This window comes from Streptomyces sp. NPDC111520, from assembly GCF_055635295.1.
Window position 1 is genome coordinate 66129 of sequence record NZ_JBVKBW010000001.1, and the last position, 18296, is coordinate 84424.

At 75.9% G+C, this 18296-nt stretch carries 18 protein-coding genes; 4 read left to right on the forward strand and 14 right to left on the reverse strand.

Annotation, left to right across the window (positions count from 1 at the left end):
- Positions 1–4: 4 nt before the first annotated feature.
- From ACZ7MY_RS00320 to ACZ7MY_RS00345, 6 genes are all read right to left on the reverse strand, one after another.
- Positions 5–1006, reverse strand: coding sequence for a proline racemase family protein (locus ACZ7MY_RS00320; protein WP_499598151.1), 1002 nt, complete (start codon positions 1004–1006; stop codon positions 5–7).
- A gap of 369 nt (positions 1007–1375) precedes the next feature.
- Positions 1376–2275, reverse strand: a complete 900-nt coding sequence (locus tag ACZ7MY_RS00325) for a dihydrodipicolinate synthase family protein (RefSeq protein ID WP_499598154.1) — start codon at positions 2273–2275, stop codon at positions 1376–1378.
- Positions 2272–3606, reverse strand: coding sequence for an FAD-dependent oxidoreductase (locus ACZ7MY_RS00330; RefSeq protein WP_499598157.1), 1335 nt, complete (start codon positions 3604–3606; stop codon positions 2272–2274). Before ACZ7MY_RS00330 ends, ACZ7MY_RS00325 begins: the two co-directional genes overlap by 4 nt.
- 358 nt (positions 3607–3964) lie before the next feature.
- Entirely contained in the window at positions 3965–4273 is a 309-nt protein-coding gene (locus ACZ7MY_RS00335; protein ID WP_499598160.1) for a (2Fe-2S)-binding protein, read from the reverse strand.
- On the reverse strand, positions 4270–5445 hold the full coding sequence (locus tag ACZ7MY_RS00340) for an NAD(P)/FAD-dependent oxidoreductase (protein ID WP_499598163.1): 1176 nt from the start codon (positions 5443–5445) through the stop codon (positions 4270–4272). Before ACZ7MY_RS00340 ends, ACZ7MY_RS00335 begins: the two co-directional genes overlap by 4 nt.
- Positions 5446–5471: 26 nt before the next feature.
- The gene (locus tag ACZ7MY_RS00345; RefSeq protein WP_499598165.1) at positions 5472–6566 is read right to left on the reverse strand and encodes a magnesium and cobalt transport protein CorA; all 1095 of its coding nucleotides are present in this window, start codon (positions 6564–6566) and stop codon (positions 5472–5474) included.
- 425 nt (positions 6567–6991) lie between these two features.
- Here ACZ7MY_RS00345 and ACZ7MY_RS00350 point away from each other — a divergent pair, with 425 nt between their 5' ends.
- A complete protein-coding gene (locus tag ACZ7MY_RS00350) occupies positions 6992–7828 on the forward strand; it encodes an undecaprenyl-diphosphate phosphatase (protein WP_499598168.1) in 837 nt (278 codons plus the stop codon).
- 43 nt (positions 7829–7871) lie between these two features.
- Here the strand turns inward: ACZ7MY_RS00350 and ACZ7MY_RS00355 are convergent, their stop codons facing one another.
- From ACZ7MY_RS00355 to ACZ7MY_RS00375, 5 genes are all read right to left on the reverse strand, one after another.
- Entirely contained in the window at positions 7872–8474 is a 603-nt protein-coding gene (locus ACZ7MY_RS00355) for a TIGR03086 family metal-binding protein (protein WP_499598170.1), read from the reverse strand.
- Between the two features lie 77 nt (positions 8475–8551).
- Complete coding sequence (locus ACZ7MY_RS00360) at positions 8552–9574, reverse strand: NADPH:quinone reductase (protein WP_499598174.1); 1023 nt, start codon at positions 9572–9574, stop codon at positions 8552–8554.
- A 150-nt stretch (positions 9575–9724) separates the two neighbouring features.
- Positions 9725–10126, reverse strand: a complete 402-nt coding sequence (locus ACZ7MY_RS00365) for a hypothetical protein (protein WP_499598177.1) — start codon at positions 10124–10126, stop codon at positions 9725–9727.
- A gap of 58 nt (positions 10127–10184) precedes the next feature.
- Entirely contained in the window at positions 10185–11054 is an 870-nt protein-coding gene (locus tag ACZ7MY_RS00370; protein WP_499598179.1) for a Gfo/Idh/MocA family protein, read from the reverse strand.
- A 2-nt stretch (positions 11055–11056) separates the two neighbouring features.
- Positions 11057–11431, reverse strand: coding sequence for a 5-carboxymethyl-2-hydroxymuconate Delta-isomerase (locus ACZ7MY_RS00375; RefSeq protein WP_499598182.1), 375 nt, complete (start codon positions 11429–11431; stop codon positions 11057–11059).
- A 299-nt stretch (positions 11432–11730) separates the two neighbouring features.
- Here ACZ7MY_RS00375 and glnII point away from each other — a divergent pair, with 299 nt between their 5' ends.
- A complete protein-coding gene (gene glnII / locus ACZ7MY_RS00380; protein WP_499598184.1) occupies positions 11731–12750 on the forward strand; it encodes a glutamine synthetase in 1020 nt (339 codons plus the stop codon).
- 65 nt (positions 12751–12815) lie between these two features.
- Here glnII and ACZ7MY_RS00385 read toward each other — a convergent pair whose 3' ends face one another.
- Positions 12816–13340 carry a DUF1203 domain-containing protein gene (locus tag ACZ7MY_RS00385; RefSeq protein ID WP_499598187.1) on the reverse strand — a complete coding sequence of 175 codons (525 nt, stop codon included), beginning with the start codon at positions 13338–13340 and terminating at the stop codon, positions 12816–12818.
- A 23-nt stretch (positions 13341–13363) separates the two neighbouring features.
- Positions 13364–14527: a hypothetical protein gene (locus ACZ7MY_RS00390; protein WP_499598190.1), complete on the reverse strand. Its 1164-nt coding sequence runs from the start codon at positions 14525–14527 to the stop codon at positions 13364–13366.
- 288 nt (positions 14528–14815) lie between these two features.
- On the opposite strand from ACZ7MY_RS00390, the gene ACZ7MY_RS00395 reads away from it, so the two are divergent.
- On the forward strand, positions 14816–16783 hold the full coding sequence (locus ACZ7MY_RS00395; protein WP_499598193.1) for a hypothetical protein: 1968 nt from the start codon (positions 14816–14818) through the stop codon (positions 16781–16783).
- Between the two features lie 563 nt (positions 16784–17346).
- The gene (locus ACZ7MY_RS00400) at positions 17347–17853 is read left to right on the forward strand and encodes a GNAT family N-acetyltransferase (RefSeq protein ID WP_499598196.1); all 507 of its coding nucleotides are present in this window, start codon (positions 17347–17349) and stop codon (positions 17851–17853) included.
- Between the two features lie 82 nt (positions 17854–17935).
- On the opposite strand, the gene ACZ7MY_RS00405 is transcribed toward ACZ7MY_RS00400, so the two are convergent.
- A complete protein-coding gene (locus ACZ7MY_RS00405; protein WP_499598199.1) occupies positions 17936–18286 on the reverse strand; it encodes a hypothetical protein in 351 nt (116 codons plus the stop codon).
- Between the last annotated feature and the right edge of the window lie 10 nt (positions 18287–18296).

Consider the following 18296-nt stretch of genomic DNA (forward strand, 5'->3'; position numbering starts at 1 on the left):
GGCGCTAGAGGACGAATCCGGCGGGGAACGGGTCGGACGGGTCGAGCAGGTACTGGGCCGTGCCGGTGATCCAGGCGCGGCCCGTGACGGACGGCAGCACGGCGGGCACGCCCGCCACCTCGGTGGTGCCGGTGAGCCGGCCGGTGAAGTGCGTGCCGATGAAGGACTCGTTCACGAAGTCCTGGTCCAGGGGGAGTTCGCCGCGGGCGTGCAGTTGCGCCATGCGCGCGCTCGTACCGGTGCCGCAGGGCGAACGGTCGAACCAGCCCGGGTGGATGGCCATGGCGTGCCGCGAGCGGACCGCCGTGGAGCCGGGCGCCAGCAACTGGACGTGCTTGCAACCGCGGATCGTCGGGTCCTCCGGGTGGACGGGCGGCTCCTCGGCGTTGATCGCGTCCATCAGCGCGAGGCCGGCGGCGAGGATGTCGTCCTTGCGGGACCGGTCGAAGGGCAGGCCGAAGGCGTCCAGGGGCAGGATCGCGTAGAAGTTGCCCCCGTACGCGAGGTCGTAGGTGACCGTGCGGCCGTCGGCGAGGACGGCCTTGCGGTCCAGCGCGACGCTGAACGAGGGGACGTTGCGCAGGGTCACGGCGGTCGCCGCGCCGCCGCTCACGGCGACCTCCGCGACGACCAGCCCGGCCGGGGTGTCGAGGCGGACCGTGGTGACGGGCTCGGTCACCGGGACCATGCCGGTCTCGACGAGGACGGTCGCCACGCCGATCGTGCCGTGCCCGCACATCGGGAGGTAGCCCGAGACCTCGATGTAGATCACGCCGTAGTCGGCGTCCGGGCGGGTCGGCGGCTGCAGGATCGCCCCGCTCATCGCGGCGTGGCCGCGCGGTTCGTCCATCAGCAGGTGCCGGATGTGGTCGAGGTGGTCACGGAAGTGGAGGCGGCGTTCGTTCATGGTGGCACCGGGGACCGTGCCGATGCCGCCGGTGACGACGCGGGTGGGCATGCCCTCGGTGTGGGAGTCCACGGCGTGCAGGACGAGTTTGCTGCGCATGGGGTGTGTCCTCCTCGTGGGCCCTGGGTCGTGGGGCCGGGGGTGGGTGGGGGTGCCTGAGGTGGTCGCGGACCGGACTCCGTCGCGTGCGGGACGGGTTCGCCGCGCGTGGGGTGTGTCGTCCTCGCGGGCCCTGGGCCCTGGGTCGTGGGGGCGGGGCTCGGGGCCGCCACGGGACGGGCCGGGGCCGGGGCCGGAGGTCGGAGTGGGCGACGGGCTGGAGGCCCGAGCGGGTGCCACGGCTGGGATGCCGGGGCGACGGGCCGGACCGGGTACCCGGTCCGGTGCCGGGGCGACAGGCCCGGCCCGGGCCGGAAGCGGAACGGGGCGCGGCCCGGAAACGGCTTCCGGGGCCGCGGCCCTGGGCCGTTACGCGAGGCCCGAGGCGATCGCGGCCTCGGTGGCGGCCCGGACCTCCTTCTCCTGCTCCGGCAGCAGCGGCACGCGCGGCGGGCGGCAGGGGCCCCCGTGGCGTCCGGCGAGGTCCATCGAGAGCTTGATGGCCTGGACGAACTCCGTCCGGGAGTCCCAGCGCAGCAGCGGGTGCAGGGAGCGGTAGAGCGGCAGCGCGGTCCCGGTGTCCCCGGCGACCGCGGCGCGGAAGAGCTCGCCGCAGGCTCGGGGCAGGGCGTTGGGGTAGCCCGCGACCCAGCCCTTGGCGCCGGCGGCGGCCAGTTCGAGGAGCACGTCGTCGGCGCCGATCACGAGGTCGAGTTCCGGGGCGAGTTCGGCCAGCTCCCAGGCGCGGCGCACGTCGCCGCTGAACTCCTTCACGGCCTTGATGTGGCCGGCCTCGTACAGCTCCGTGAGCAGCCGCGGGGTCAGGTCGACCTTGGTGTCGTACGGGTTGTTGTACGCGACGACCGGCAGTCCGGCCCGCGCGACCTCGGCGTAGTGGGCGTGCACCGAACGCTCGTCCGCGCGGTAGGCGTTGGGCGGCAGCAGCATCACGGCCGAGCAGCCGGCGTCGGCGGCGTGCTCGGCCCAGCGGCGTGCCTCGCCGGAGCCGTACGCGGCGACGCCCGGCACGACGCGCTCGCCGCCGATCGCGGCGACGGCCGTCTCCACGACCCGCGCGCGCTCGGCGGGGGTCAGGACCTGGTACTCGCCGAGGGAGCCGTTGGGCACGACACCGTCGCAGCCGTTCGCCACCAGCCAGGCGCAGTGGGCGGCGTAGGCGTCGTAGTCGACGGACAGGTCCTCGGCGCGCAGCGGCAGGGCGGTGGCGACGAGCACGCCGCGCCACGGGCGGTCGGGGGTGGTGTTCATGGCTGTTCCCTCTCTTCCACTTCGTCTGCCGCGCCGGCCAGCAGGCCGAGCGGCACGGGCCGGGCGAGGGGCCGCCCGGGGTCGGTGAAGGGGCATCCGGCGACGGCGGCGACGCCCGGGCCGCAGACGCGGCCCTGGCACCAGCCCATCCCGGCGCGGGTGAGCAGCTTGACGGTGCGCAGGTCGCCGGCGCCGAGGTCGCGGACGGCCTCACGGACGGCGGAGGCGGGCACCTCCTCGCAGCGGCACACGAGGGTGTCGTCGGTGACGGCGGACTCCGCCCAGTCGCCGGGGAGGCGGTAGACGGCGTCGAGCACGGCGGCGAACCGCCGCAGCCGCTCGCGGCGGCGGGCGGCGGCCGCCCACGCCGCGGGGTCGGGCTCCGTGCCGCGCAGCCGGGCGGCGGCGGACCGTCCGGCGATCTCCCCCTCGGCGAGGGCGAGTTCCGCGCCGCCGACGCCGGTGACCTCGCCCGCGGCCCAGAGGCCGGGGGTGGGGGTGCGCTGTTCCGCGTCCACGTCGAAGGAGCCGGCGAGGTCGGTGTGCGGCAGCAGCCCGTGGCCCACGGCGAGGGCGTCGCAGGAGACGCGGCGCCGTACGCCGCCGGGTCCGGCCAGGGTGACCGCCTCGACGCGGTCCGTGCCGTGGGCGGCGACGACGGTGTGCCGCCAGCGCACGCGGACACCGTGCCGGGCGAGGCGGGCGGCGTAGGCGGCGCCCTCCACGGCCTTGCCGAGGGGTACGGCGGTGGCGTGCCGCAGCAGGGCGCGCGGGTCGGCGGCCTCGGCGAGCGCCGCGACGCGCGCCCCGGCCGCCGCGAGGCCCGCCGCGACGGGGAGCAGCAGCGGGCCCGTACCGGCGACGACGACCGTACGCCCGGGGAGCACCAGGCCGCCCTTGAGCATGGCCTGCGCGCCGCCCGCCGTGACGACCCCGGGCAGCGTCCAGCCGGGGAACGGCAGCACCTTCTCGTAGCCCCCGGTCGCCAGGACCACCGCGTCCGCGCCGATCGCGCCCGATTCGAGGGTATGCAGGGTGAACCCCGGTTCCAGGGACCAGACCTGGCGTCCCGGCAGGTGGGCGATACGGCCCGCCGCGATGTGGGCGTCGAGGCGTTCGCGAAGCCTCCGCCAGGTGCGCCACGCGTGGTGCAGGGCCTGCGGCCTGCGGGCCCGGAGCCCTGGTGCGGGCTGCCGGTAGAACTGTCCGCCCGGCTGGGGCGCGGCGTCCACCAGAGCGACCCGTACGCCCGCGTCCGCGGCCTCCAGCGCCGCCGCGACCCCCGCCGGCCCGGCGCCGACGACGGCCAGCCCGTACCTCTCCCCGGTCACATCCGCCTCCCGCGACGGCTCTCCGGCGGGCCCGGTGCGGGGCGCACCCCGCGGACCGGGCCCGGCGACGCGGGCTGCCGGCCGAACCGCCCGCCTGCCCGCGGCACGGCGTCCACCAGCGCGACGCGCACGCACGCGGCCGCGGCCACCGGCGGCGCCGTGACCCCCGTCCCCACGCCGGCCGGCCCGTGCCCGTCCCCGCTCGCGCCCGCCTCCCCCGCCGGCCCGACGCGCGACGCCCCCCGCGGACCGCACCAGGGGACGCGGCCAAGCCCCCGGGGCGGGCGACTCCCCGCGTCCGTCCCAGCCGCGACGTACGGCCGTCCGGCCGCCCGCGCCGGGGCCCCGCCGTCGGCGCTCACGGCAGCTCCCCCGTACCGGCCTGCGGGGTGACGACGTCGCCGGGGTGGGCCTCGGTGACGCAGGCGCGCACGCCGGGGCGGCCGTTGACCGTGACGAGGCAGTCGAAGCAGACGCCGATCCCGCAGAAGACCCCGCGGGGGGCGGCGTCGACGCGGGTGGTGCGCCAGGACAGGACGCCGGCCGACCAGAGGGCGGCGGCGACGGACTGCCCGGGGTGGGCGGGGACCTCGTGCCCGTCGAAGGTGAAGGTGAAGCCCGGGCCCGGTACGGCGCGGGCCAGGCGCAGGGGACTGCGGCGGCTCACGGGGTGGCCTCCTCGGCGGGGAAGCGGTCGGGGCGGAAGGGGGTGAGGTCGAGCTCGGGGCGGGCCCCGGTGAGGCACTGGGCGATCAGGTGGCCGGTCGCCGGGGCGAGTCCGATGCCCGCGCCCTCGTGGCCGCAGGCGTGGTGCAGCCCGGGGACGCGGGGGTCGGGGCCGATCGCGGGGAGGTGGTCCGGCAGGTAGGGGCGGAAGCCGGTGTAGGCGCGCAGCGTCGCGACGTCCCGGAGCACCGGGAAGAGGGCGAGGGCCTGGGCGGCGAGGCGGCGTACGACCGGCAGGGAGAAGGTGCGGTCGAAGCCGACGCGTTCACGGCTGGCGCCGATGAGGACGGGGCCCGCGGCGGTGGCCTCGACGACCGCGGAGGTCTGCAGGTCGGCGGAGTCGCTGGCGACGTCGGCGACGTAGTCCGCCGCGTACACCTTGTGCCGGACGGTGCGTGCCGGGAGGGGTTCGGTGACCAGGACGAAACCGCGCCGCGGCAGTACGGGAAGCCGTACCCCGGCGAGGGCGGCGACCTCGCCGCCCCAGGTGCCCGCGGCGTTGACGACGGCCGGGGCGTGGATGTCGCCGCGGTCGGTGCGGACCCCGCGCACGGCGCCGTACGGCCCGCGGAGCACGGCCGTCACCGTGGTGCCGAGCCGCGCCTCGGCGCCCAGGTCGCGGGCGGCGCGGACGAGGCGGGCGGCGGCGAGCGCGGGCTGCACCTGGGCGTCCTGCGGGTAGTGGACGCCTCCGGCGAGGCCGTCCGCCAGGTGGGGTTCGAGGTCGTGCAGCCCGTCCGCCGGGACGGGCACGGCCTGGACGCCCTCGCGCCGCTGGGCGGCGGCGAAGTCCAGGAGCGCGCGCAGTCCGTCCTCGCCGGAGGCCACGACGAGTCCGCCCTTGGCCTCGTACTCGGCGGTGGCGCCGAGGTCGTGACGTACCGTCAGCTCCTGCCAGAGGCGGGCGGAGAACAGGGCGAGTCCGAGCTCCGGACCCGGTTCCTTGTCGGACACCAGCAGATTGCCCTCGCCGGCCCCGGTCGTGCCGCCGGCCACCGGTCCGCGGTCCACCAGGACGGTGCGGAGCCCGGCCGCCGCGGCGTGGAGGGCGCAGGCCGCGCCCACCATCCCGGCGCCGACGACCACGACATCGCAGCTCGTCGGCTTGCTCACGCCGGTAATATGTCACACAGCACTGCTCACAACCAGCCGTTGCGCCGGAATCCGCGGTGGATGACGTAGCAGGCGACGGCCATCACGCCCACGGCGAGCGGATAGCCGTAGGTCCAGCGCAGCTCCGGCATGTGGTCGAAGTTCATGCCGTACAGGCCGCAGATCATGGTGGGGACGGCGAGGATGGCGACCCAGGCGCTGATCTTGCGCATGTCCTCGTTCTGGGCCATGGTCACCTGCGCGATGTTGGCCTGGAGGATCGAGTTGAGCAGTTCGTCGAAGGAGTTGACCTGCTCGGTGGCGCGGGCGAGGTGGTCGGCGGCGTCGCGGAAGTAGGTCCGCAGGTCCTCCTCGACGCCGGGCAGCGGGTCCTCGGCGAGCCGCTGGAGGGGGCGGCCGAGCGGGACCACGGCCCGCTTGAGCTCCAGCAGTTCGCGCTTGAGCTGGTAGATCCGGCCGGCGTCGGTGCCGCGGCCGTGGTGGTCGGAGAAGACGTCCGTCTCGACCTGCTCGATGTCCTCGTGGACGGCGGCGGTGACGGCGAGGTACTCGTCGACGACATGGTCGGTTATCGCGTGCAGGACGGCGGCCGGCCCCTTGGCGAGTTGGTCGGGGACGGTCTCCAGGCCCTCCCGGAGCGGGCCGAGGGAGCCGTGGCCGCCGTGGCGCACCGTGATGACGAAGTCGGGACCGGTGAAGACCATGAGGTCGCCGGTCTCCACGACCTCGCTGGTGGCGGTGAGCCGGTCGTGCTCGACGTAGCGGGCGGTCTTGAGGACGGTGAAGAGGGTGTCGCCGTACCGTTCCAGCTTGGGCCGCTGCTGGGCGTGGACGGCGTCCTCGACCGCGAGCGGGTGGAGCCCGAACAGCTCGGCGACACCGGCGAACTCCGCCTCCGACGGCTCGTGGAGCCCGCTCCACACGAAGCCGCGACCGGACTTGCGGACCCGGGCGATCGCCTCGTACGCGGCGCAGTCGTCCTGCCGCAGTCCGTCCCTGTAGATCACGCAGTTCACCACCGAGCTGCCCAGCGGGGAACGCGCCGGGTGGCTCAGGTCCACGCGCCGTTGGCGTATGTGGGTGAGGCGGACGGCTTTGCGGAGATTGCTGATCATCGACATGAAAGGCTCCTACGCAGGCGTGCGGCCGCCAGTATTTCCCACGGCCGGGCCCGTTCGAGCCCTCCGCCCCATCGTCCCTGCCCCGTACGGGCCTTGGGCGATCCCCTGCCCCTCCACCGCTGTCACGCGCGGCACCCCGGGCACGGCCGTACCGGGACCGCGTCACCATGGGGGCATTTCTCCGGTTCCGCCCGGCGGACATCTGGTTCGCCATCGTTTTTCCGGCGATGCCCGGGATGTGACGTACGTGACAGGCCGCCGTCCCGGGCTGCCGTGCGACCGCGCCGTCGACGAGGTCGCCGCCCGCCGGGGGCGGGCGGCGGGGCGGCCCTGGTTCGCGGGGGGCGCGGGACTTCTCTTACACTCCGTAGGGCTCCGGCCGGTGCAGGCCCGGGCATGCCACGTACTCCGCAGAGATGGGTCCCATGAGCGCCATCAGTATCGGTCAGGCAGCTGTGCTCGGCGTCGTGGAGGGGGTCACCGAGTTCCTCCCGATCTCGTCCACCGGCCACCTGAAGATCACCGAGGGCCTGATGGGCATCCCGGTGGACGACAAGGCCGTCGTCGCCTTCTCCGCGGTCATCCAGTCCGGCGCCATCGCGGCCGTGCTGGTCTACTTCTTCAAGGACATCGTCCGGATCTGCAAGGCGTGGTTCACCGGCATCGCCAACCGCGAGGAGCGGTACCACCACGACTACAAGTTCGGCTGGTGGGTGATCTTCGCGACGATCCCGATCGTCGTCGTCGGCCTGGCGGCCAAGCCGCTCATCGAGGGGCCGCTGGCCTCGCTGTGGGTGGTCGCGGGCTCGCTGATCGTCGGCAGCGGCGTGATGTGGGCGGCCGACCAGATGGGCCGCCACAAGCGCGGCGAGGACGACACCACGTTCAAGGACGCGATGCTCGTCGGTTCCTCGCAGATCCTCGCCCTGCTCTTCCCCGGCTTCTCCCGCTCCGGCGCGACGATGTCCACCGCGCTCATCCTCGACCTGGACCGGGTCGCCGCGACGCGGCTCTCCTTCTTCCTGGGCATCCCCGCGCTCACCGGCGCCGGCCTGTACGAGCTGAAGGACGCGCTCGGCGCCGGTGTGGACACGGCGCCGCTCGTCGTCGGGACGGTCGTCTCCTTCGTCGTCGCGTACGCGTCGATCGCCTGGCTGCTGAAGTTCGTGGCCAAGCACTCGTTCAACGCGTTCATCGTCTACCGGCTCGTGATCGGCGCCCTCCTCTTCGGCCTGCTCGCCACGAACGCCATCAGCGCGTAGGCGCCCGTCGACGCGTCGACGCCCGTCGGCACGCAGGCCGCCGTCAGTGCACGGGCCCCGGCCGGCGTTCCGGCGTACGGCCGGACAGGGCCAGGGCCCGCTCGAAGGCGGTCGCCGCGGCGGGGTCCGGGAGCGTGACGGGCGCCGCGAACCCCTCGTAGGTGCGGTACACCTCGGCGTACCGGTCGACGACCTCCAGCACGAAGGCGCCGAGCCCCGCGCCACAGCGGTACTCCTGGCCGGTGGCGCGGGCCACGTCCCAGCCGTGGACGGCCAGCTCCTTGACGATCATCGAGGCGACCTCGGCGGCCGGCACGGCGGCGTACCCCAGGTCGACGTCCCCCTCCCACACCTCCGGCCCCGCCCACGCCGCGACGGCGCGGTCCAGCTGCTGCGCGTACGCCGCGGCCCAGTCCGGGGCGGCGGTGAAGTCGCGGGCGGTGAGCTCCTCGGGCAGCGGCGTGCGCAGCGCCCGGTGCTCCAGGCCGTGCGAGGTGTAGAGGATCCAGTGGTTGAGCAGCGTGCGGGTGTCCCACTCCCCGCACGGCGTCGGCGCGGCGAGGCGGGCGGGGTCCCCGCCCACGCCGCGGGCGACCCGGGCCGCCTCGGCGGCGGCTTCGATCATGAACGCATGGGCTTCGGTCATGGGTCCAGCCTGCGGGGACGGGCGGCGGCCGGTCTTGAACAAACGCGACAGCTCCGCCGGCCGCCCGCCCCGCGCGGCTACCCGGCCTGCCGGACGTCGACGAGCACCTTGCCCACGGCGCCCTCCTCCACCGCCGCGTGCGCGTCCGCGGTGCGCTCCAGCGGGAAGCGGTGCAGCGGCAGCCCCGCGTCCTCCCCGACCCGCAGGGCCCCGTCGGCCAGGGCCGCCGTCAGCGCCGCGACGGCCTCCGCCTTGGCCGCGTCCGGCATGGTGTAGACGAGGACGCCCTGCCAGCGCAGGTTGCGCACGAAGCTCTCCCGTACGGGCAGGGTGAACTCGGCGCCGCCGTTGTCGGCGTAGTAGGCGACCACGCCGCCGGGCGCCAGCACCGCCAGGTCGAGCGCGGCGTTCTGCGCGACGGACACCTCCACGACGACGTCGACGCCCCCGGGCGCGACCCTGCGGATCTCCGCCGCGGCGTCGCTGCCCCGGTAGTCGACGACGTGGTGCGCGCCCGCGGCCCGCGCGAGGTCCCCCTTGTACGGGCCGCTGACCGTGGTCACCACCGAGGCCCCGGCCCAGCGGGCGAGCCGGATCGCGGCGTGGCCGACCGCGCCCGCGCCTCCCGCGACCAGGACCGTCCGGCCGTCGAGGGCGCCCGGCGCGAGCCGCGCCGGGCCGTGCTCGGCCACCGTCAGCGCGCGGTGCGCGGTCATCGCGGGGATGCCGAGGGCGGCGCCGAGGTCGAAGGACGCGGAACCGGGCAACGGCACGGCGTGCGCGGCGGGGAGCGTCACGTACTCCTGGGCGGTGCCGTCCGCCCGCTGCCAGGCGGCCTCCCACAGCCACACCCGCTCACCGGTCCGCCCGGGGTCGACACCCTCGCCGACGGCGTCGACCACACCGGCGCCGTCCTGGTTCGGCACCTGCTCCGCGACCGTGCCGGGCGGACCGCCCCGCCGCGACTTCCAGTCCGTCGGGTTGACCCCCGACACCTCGACCCGCACCCGTACTTCGCCCGGACCCGGCTGCGGCACCGGCCGCTCGGTCAGGCGCAGCACCTCGGGGCCGCCGCCTTCCGTGTACACGATGGCCTTCATGATCCGTACAAGGCCGCAGCGGCGCGCGTTCTTCCCGCCGCGCGGGTGTTCACTGCGGGCCGGGCGCCGCGCGACGAGCGCTCGGCCCGGGTACCACCGCCGGCGGTTCTCCGATTTCGCCGGGCACCCACCGCGGGGCACCCGGAGTTGTCAGACGGGCGCCGCGCGTTCGCACAGGAGGGCGGCGCCGGCCGGTTCCGGCGGGGGTTCGGGAAGGCCCACCGCGGCCGCGCCCGGCGAACGGTGCGGGGCGCGGGGGACGAAGGCCCCACTGGTGCCACCGTGGCCGCGGTGGACCAGGAGGCCGGAGACCGGATCGGGGACGGCGTCGAGCGCCGCGCGAGTGCCGGGCAGGGCGCGCCACGCGAGCCAGTGCTCCTCTTCCCGGAAGCACAACTCGAAGACGACGCCCCACCCGTACGTGTGCCATTCCCACGCCAGTGCACGGTTGGTGACCGCCGATTCCACGAGCGTCGACGCGTACGCGTCACGCCATGCCGCGGCGGGTGTGCTGGCGTTGAGGACTTCGATGGACCACCAGTCCGCTGCCATACCCAAAACGATAGGCACTTCGCAAGTCGCCCGCCAGGGTCCTGCCCCTGACGGCGCGTCACACGGGGTCGGCCGAGGCCAGCAACTCCGTCACGCGCGCCGCGAAACGGGCGTCGCAGGGGTGGGGGACGCCGGTGCGCACGGCCGTGAGCAGGGCGTCGATGGCGTTGCCGAAGGCGGGCACGGGCCCGTCGGCGCGTTCGGGGAGCGTGACCACACCGGAGGTGCCGCGCAGCTCGACGGTCATGCCGGCCGCCGCCGGAGGGGCGGTGAGGCTCAGCGCCGCCGTGCTGGAGGCGCCGCTGCCGTGCCGCAGCACCAGGTGGACGGTGTCGCCCGGCCCCTGGACGGCGGTGAGCGCGGTGACGTCCCCGAGGACCGGCAGGAGCACGGACAGCGCGTGCGGACCGACGTCCCACAGCGCGCCCTTCTCGCGCCGCCAGGGGGAGGCCGCGAAGGGGCTGTCGCCGGAGGTGAACACCGAACCGAGCCACTGCGCGCGGGCGGTGAACCAGCCGTCCCGGGTGGCCTGCTCGTCGATCCACGCGGAACTCGTCGCGTCGAAGCGGAGGGTGAAGAAGACCACCGACGCCATCCCGGCCGCCTCGGCGGCGTCGGCGACCCGGCGGGCGTCGGTGGCGGTCGTCGCGACCGGCTTGTCCAGCAGCAGGTGCCGGCCGGCCTCGGCGGCACGCACGGCCAGCGGGGCCTGCACGTCCGGGGGCAGGGCGACGGCGACGGCGTCCACGTCGCCGATCAGCTCGTCCACGTCGGCGTAGGCGCGGGTGCCCAGGGTCGCGGCGAGCGCGGCCGCGGCCTCGGGGCGGCGGCCCCAGATCCCGGTGAACTCGACGTCGGGGTGGGCGGCGAGGGCGGGGCCGTGGGCGATCTCCGCCCAGGGGCCGGTGCCCAGGAGTCCGATGCGCATGGTCACCGCTCCCCCGCCGGCTCGAGGTGGCTGCGGTACCAGGTGCGGTCGAGGTCGACGACGTCGACGGCGGTCCGCACGCTCAGCTCCGGGGTCGGCGCGAGGTGCTTGCGCACGAGTTCCAGGACGGCCTCGCTCAGCCGGGTCTTCGCCTCGGGCGTGCGCCCGGACAGGACGGCGGCCCGGACGAGGACGAGCGCGTGCCCGGGGGCGCCGTCGGCGAGGACGTACTCGTCGGACCGGCGGAAGCGGGTCGTGCACGCCTCCACCTTGGTGTCGATGGTCCCGGCGACGAGCGGGTGCAACGCGGTCGCGAAGCCCTGCCGGTCGAAGGCGTCCGCGAGGTTGCCTGTGTAGTCCACGGTGATGTGAGGCATGGCACACACCCTACGTCCCTGGTCACGGCGGTCCGCGGGGGCCCGTCCCCGGGGTGGCCGGACCAGCGGCGCCGGTCGTCAACGGCCCGTGCCGCATGGGTTCTTCGGCGTCCGCGCGGCGGCGGCACCGGACGTACGCGGGGGCCGCCGCGCCCGCCGGGCCGGGTGTCCGGCAGGTGGGGCACGACCTCGTTCACATCGGGTTAACACATGGGCAATGGATGCGAAATCGCAGGTTGTGACGCTGCAGCGGCAACGACACCCGCCCCGCAAGGCCCACGCCAACAAGGATGACGCCCGTGAGCTACAAGGCCGAGTACATCTGGATCGACGGTACCGAGCCGACCGCCAAGCTGCGCTCGAAGACCAAGATCCTCGCAGACGGCGCGGAGCCCGGGGTGTGGGGCTTCGACGGCTCCAGCACCAACCAGGCCCAGGGCCACAGCTCGGACCGCGTGCTCAAGCCCGTCGCCACGTACCCGGACCCGATCCGCGGCGGCGACAACGTGCTCGTGCTGTGCGAGGTCTTCGGCATCGACGGCACGCCGCACTCCTCCAACACCCGCGCCCTGCTGCGCCCGGTCGCCGAGCGCTTCGCCGGCCAGGAGTCGCTGTTCGGCATCGAGCAGGAGTACACCTTCTTCCAGGGCTCGCGCCCGCTGGGCTTCCCCGAGGCCGGCTACCCCGCCCCGCAGGGCGGCTACTACTGCGGCGTCGGCGCCGACGAGATCTTCGGCCGCGAGATCGTCGAGAAGCACCTCGACAACTGCCTCGCCGCGGGCCTGGGCATCTCCGGCATCAACGCCGAGGTCATGCCGGGCCAGTGGGAGTTCCAGGTGGGCCCGCTGAGCCCGCTGGAGGTCGCCGACCAGCTGTGGGTCGCACGCTGGCTGCTCTACCGCACCGCCGAGGACTTCGGCGTCTCCGCCACCCTCCACCCCAAGCCGGCCCAGGGCGACTGGAACGGCGCGGGCGCGCACACCAACTTCTCCACCAAGGCCATGCGCGAGGGCTACGACGCGATCGTCGAGGCCTGCGAGGCCCTCGGCCGCGACGACAAGCCGATGGAGCACATCAAGAACTACGGCTCCGGCGTCGAGGCCCGCCTGACCGGCGCCCACGAGACCGCCCCGTGGAGCGAGTACAGCTACGGCGTCTCCGACCGCGGCGCCTCGGTCCGCATCCCGTGGCAGGTCGAGGCCGACAAGAAGGGCTACATCGAGGACCGCCGGCCCAACGCCAACGTCGACCCCTACGTCGTCACCCGCCTCATCGTCGACACCTGCTGCTCGGCGCTGGAGAAGGCCGAGCTCGTCTGACGTCCCGCACCACTCCGAGGGCGCCCGTCGTGCGGACGGGCGCCCTCGGCGCGTCCACGGCGTGTTCACGGCACGCGGACGGCCTCGAAGAGGAAGCAGCCGTACTCCACGGCCCGCACGTGCACCAGGACGACCCGCGGATCGGCGAACCGGGCCGCCAGCACCGCGTCGGCGGCGCCCGCGGCGACCTCGTCCGCGGTCAGCTGGACGAGGCGGCCGCCGAGGATGCGGCCCCGGGCGTCGTAGCAGCGGAAGACCCGCCGCTCGCCGTGGAGTCCAGCGGGGTAGCCGGGGCCGCCCGGCGGGCCGGGGCAGTCCTCCGCGACGGCGTGCACGAAGACCGGCCCGGTCTCGCCGTAGGGGCCGGGGTCGGCGCCGGTCGCGGCGGCCCAGCGCCGCAGCGGCGCGTAGGCGGCCAACGCGATCCGCTCGCCCGGCGCGCTGTGCCGCAGGCAGCAGCGGAGCGGGGCGCCGCCCTCCGGGTCCGGCTCGGGGCGGGGGACGAGACCGGCGTCGTCGAGGCCCCGCAGTTCCTCCGCGACGGCCGGGTCGAGGGCCCGGACCTCGTACGTGGTGCGATGGGTGTCCATGCCCCCAGCGTCGCCGGGAGCGCTCAGGGCGTCCGGCGGGATTCGGACGTCGTGCTCAGGGCCCGCCACGCGGCGCGGTCGTCGGGCAGCCCGAGCGGGACGAAGAGCGCGCCCCGGTTGCCGCCGCGCGGGTTCCACACGGTGTCGTGCGCCGCCACGGCGGCGGCGTAGGCCCGCTGGGCCGGGGTGGCGGCGTGGGCGTCCGGCCAGCCGTCGGGGAAGAACAGCGGCAGGTAGGGGCCGAGGTCGGGGTTGGGGTAGCGCCACTGGAGCAGCGGCAGGACGCCGACCGCCGCGGGCAGCAGCCGCTCGGGGTCGGTGACACGGCGGCACAGCACGGCCGAGACGGTGAAGCGGGGCCGGCCGGAGAAGACGGCCGGCAGCCGCCCGAACGCCGCGTCGAGCGCGGCCGGGTCGCGCAGGGCGTCCAGCAGCACCGCTTGCGCGTCCTCGTCGTCCTCGAGGGCGGGGGCGAGCGCGGCGCAGACCCGTACGGCCGGTTCGGGGTCGGCGAGCAGGGCCCGGGGGGCCTCGCCCAGTTCCCCCAGGTGGACGGCGAGGGCGGCGCGCTCGTCCGTCCCGGCCGTGAGGGAGGCCGCGGTGAGGGCCCGTACCACCTCCTGCCGCGGGCCGGCGAGCGCCGGGTGCACGGCGGTGAGCGCCAGGCAGGAGGCCGCGGCGGCGCGCACCTCCGGGTCGGGGTCCGTCAGGTGGACGGCGGCGGCCGCGTGGACCGCGGGCAGCGCGTCGTGGATCCCGACGGCCGCGCGGAGGACCGCCAGATCGGCCATCTCCGGGTCCCAGAGGGCCTCCTGCTCCTCCTCGTCCGCCTCCGCCCAGGCTTCCTGCCAGGCGTCGATCGCCGCGCCGTCCGCGGGGAACGCCCGCGCGCGGCACTCCTCGGCCTCCTCCGGGCCGGGCGCCGCCTCCGCCGCGTACCGCAGGAAGCCCAGCAGCGCGGCACGCACACCGGGCGGGTGCTCCCCGGCGAGCAGCTCCGCGACCTGCCGGACGGCCGGGGGTGTGGCCGGCCAGGGCGTGCCCTGGTGCACGATCGCCCCGTCGAGGTGCTCCAGGGCGGCCGCCACCTCCGCCTCCCGCCCGGTGCGCAGGGCGGCCAGATGCCGCGGGGTGTCCGTGGCGGCGCCGTAGGCGTGGAACAACCGTGACCAGTCCGTCTCATGCATGCGGCCATCATGGCGGCGGGCACCGACATCGACGCTGAGACCCGGGTGCCGGCGGTCGTGCCCCGGGCACTGACTGACGCCCTGTCAGACGTATCGGCGTGGACCAAGGGAGGTGTTCGGCGGGGCCGGTTCCCACGCCGACACCCTCCACGTCGCTGTGATCGGCGACACCGGCGGCCGTCTCGCGGATGCGTCAACGCCCGCCCGGAGGACGCTCGGTGGGCTCCGCCCCGGCGGCACCGCGGGGCGGCGGAGTGACCATCCCAGGATTCACTCGTTCAACGGAACGTGAACGCCCAGCACGCGACCGCCACCCGTCCCCGGCACGGCGCACCCGTGATCGTGGACGTCGAGGAGGCGGAGGCCGCACTCGTCGAGAACTACCCGCACCTGGTCCGGCTGGCCTACCTGACGCTGCCGCCGTCCCTCGGCCGGCACCGCAGGGTGCTGACCGCCCACACCCTGACGCAGGGCGCGCTGCCGCGCTCGCCGTGCGAACCGGACCCCGCCGTGGCGGACGTGCCCGGGCCACGGGGCACCGTGGACCCGGCGTACGCCCTGGTGCGGCAGGAAGTGCTGGACACGGCACTCGCGTTCGGGCGCGAGCGGGGCTGGCGGGGCCGGCTGCGCAGGACGCTGGTGGGCGGCCCGGCGCCGTACGTCTGGGGCCTGCGGCTGCACACCAAGGCGACCGGGACCGACGAGGCGGAGCTGGACCGGGCGCTGTCCGGGCTGAACGCGGCCGGGCGCGCGGCGTACGCGCTGCTGGAGCTGGAACGGCCCCGGCACGCGGACGGCCGCGAGGTGCGCCGGCTGCTGGTCGCCTCCGGCGTGGCCGATCCGCGGGGCGCGCTGAAGGCGGCCAAGGCGGTGCCGGAGGGGCTGCTGCTGTGCGGCAGCGGGTTCGACCCGTGCACGGTGCAGGCCCGGCCGACGGATCTGCTGCGCAGGCGGCAGCACGTACGGGTGGGCCTCATCGCGGCGGGTGCGGTCGCCGTGACCGCGACCCTGGTCGCGGTGCTGACCGGCGGGCAGGACCCGTACGCGGCGTCCGGTTCACCGAGCGCCTACGGGACCGCGCGGTTGCTGGACCCGGCGAAGCTGACGCGGGTGGACGGCACCGCGTGGACCCGCGCCTCCCGGGTGGACTTCACCGCCTGGCCCACCCGCGGCGGGCGGGCCGGCGACCGGGCCCTGCTGGGCCGGGCGATGGCGGTGTGGGCGCAGCCCTCCGCCCGGGTCGGCGTGTCGGCCACCCAGGGCACCGCCGAGGGACTGCCCGCGCAGCAGCCGCAGTTGCTGTACGCCGGCGACGTGGACGGCGCCACCGTGGTGCTGATGTACGACGGGCTCCGGCTGGTGCGCTACGCCGAGCCCCGCGAGGGCGGGGGCGCCGCGGCCCTGGACTTCGCCCGGGTGGACGGCGCGGGCGTGACGACGGCGGCCGTGGTCCTCGGCCGGACGGACGGCAACACCCGTTTCCTGACCGCCCCCTGGGTCACCGAGGCGGCCTCGCGCGACCTGCGGGACCCGGGGCGCGCCCCGGCGAAGCTGGACCGTACGGCGGACGGGGTGACCGAACCGGTGCGGATGCCGGGGGCGGACAGCCGTGCGGGGGTGTGCGGGGACACCTGGCCCGCGCTGCAGTTCCGCGCCGCCGCCGGGCTCGGCCCGGACCGGCCGTTCCTCCTCACCGACCTCGGCGACCTCGTGCCGGCGCACCTGACGTACCAGCCGCCGGGGGACGGCACGCCGCTGGAGGCGACCGGCCCCGCGGCGCTGGCGAACGTGGCCCGGACGGCCTGCAACCTGTCCTCCATGAGCGGCCTGGGCACCCGGTCGGTCAACGTCTGGCGGTACGCCACGCAGCGGCTGCCGGAGGACAACGGGCAGGCGTCGTGGGTCTGCGCCCGCGCCGACACCTGGCGCGGCACGGACGGCCGGGCCCTCGCGCTGTTCCTGCCCCCGGTGTCCGATCCGGGCACCCCGGGCGCGCCCGTGGGCCAGAGCGGCCGGGACGGCGGGTCCTGCGGCCGGGCGGTGCCGCGGGTGCTGGCCGGGGCGCTGTGGAAGTCCACGGGCGGGCACTGGTACCTGCTGGCGGCGGGCAGCCGTGACGTGCAGCGGATCAAGGCCACGGGCGGCGTGACCGGCACCTCGAAGGGCCCGACCATGGCGGTACGGGCCGAACAGGGCGCCCGGGCCGAACTGTCGGCGACGCTCGACTCGGGCACCACCCTCACGACCCTGCGCTGAACCCGCCCCGCGGGCGCGACCCCGGCCCGCCACGACCGGGCCGCACCACGGGCGCCGGCCGCCGCCGGCGCCCGGAAGCGCCCGACAGGGGCGGCCCGAACCGGGCGTCGGCAGCGCCCGACTCGGGCGTCGTACCCACGACACCGCGCCGAGCCCGCCCTCCGCCGGGAAACGCCGCACCGGGCGCGGACCCTGAACGCACGGGCCGGCCGGCCTCGTGACCGGGGTGCCCATGGCCTACTGCGGGGCGCCCTCGGGACGGCCGCGGGTGCGCTGCGCGGCCGGTGACCGCAGCCGGTGACCGACCCACGGGCGCCGGGAGTGTGGAGGCCCACCTTCGGTCTCGGCTCCCCGCGGGCGCCCGAGGGCGACCACGCCGCGGCCGGCCCCCTCTCACTGCAGGCAGTCATCACCACCCCGGCGCGACGGACGGGGCCTCGGCCTTCGCCCTGGCTCCACGTGCCGGGCGTGCTCGGGCTCACCTGCACGGACCCCGCGGCCGGTCCGGCCCTCGCGGGACCGGCCGAGGGATGGCCCACGGACGGTTCCCCGAGTATGGGGGCATGAACGACCTCTCCTTCCGTCTCGCGCGGCCCGACGACGCCGCCCTCCTCGTCCGCCTCCGGGACGAGGCGGCCCGATGGATGCAGGAGCACGGCATCGACCAGTGGAAGCCCGGCGAGATGGACGAGGAGCACTTCCGCGCGCGCATGACGGCGGGCGAGGTCTGGCTCACCGAGCGCGAGGGGCGCGTGGTCGGCGCCTGGGAGCTGTGGTGGACCGACTTGCACGCCTGGGGGGTACGTCCGCCGGACGCGGGCTACGTCCACCGCCTCATGGTGGACCGGGCGACCGCCCCGCGCGGCACCGGCCGCGCCATGCTCGACCGGGCGGAGCGCCGCATCGCCGAGGAGGGCCGTCCCTACGCACGGCTGGACTGCGTGGCGGGCAACCCGCGACTGCGGGCGTACTACCGGGGCGCGGGCTACACCGTCGTCGGCGAACAGCCCCACAAGCAGGGCGCCAAGGGCAGCCCGTACGCGGTGACGCTGCTGGAGAAGGCGGTGTAGCGGCGCCGCGGACAGGCGGGCGGCCCGTCCCGGACTGCCGGGACGGGCCGCTCCGCGTCGGCGGGCCGCAGGGGCCGCCGCATCATTCGTTCCGGCGCCGCGCCCGTTCATAGGTGTCGTGGGCCGCTCGCCGGATCTCCTCCCGGTCGCGCAGGACCGCCTCCATCTCCTCGTCGGCCCCGGGGCCCGGCCCGGGCCCGGGGTGGGTGAGCCGGTCGTAGAGGTAGCGGCAGGCCGCGTCCTCCGTGTCGAAGTGCCGGAACGGGTCGTGCACCCCGCGTTCGAAGTTGCCGACGACCCACGCCTCGCCCTCCTGCCGGAGGTAGGTGAAGTCCGGCGGCCTCAGGTCGAACTCGTGGAACCCGGGGACCTCGTACAGCCCGCCGGGCACCCCCGCGGAAGCGAGGGCGTCGCACAGCTCGCGCCGGTCCATGGCCGGGCCC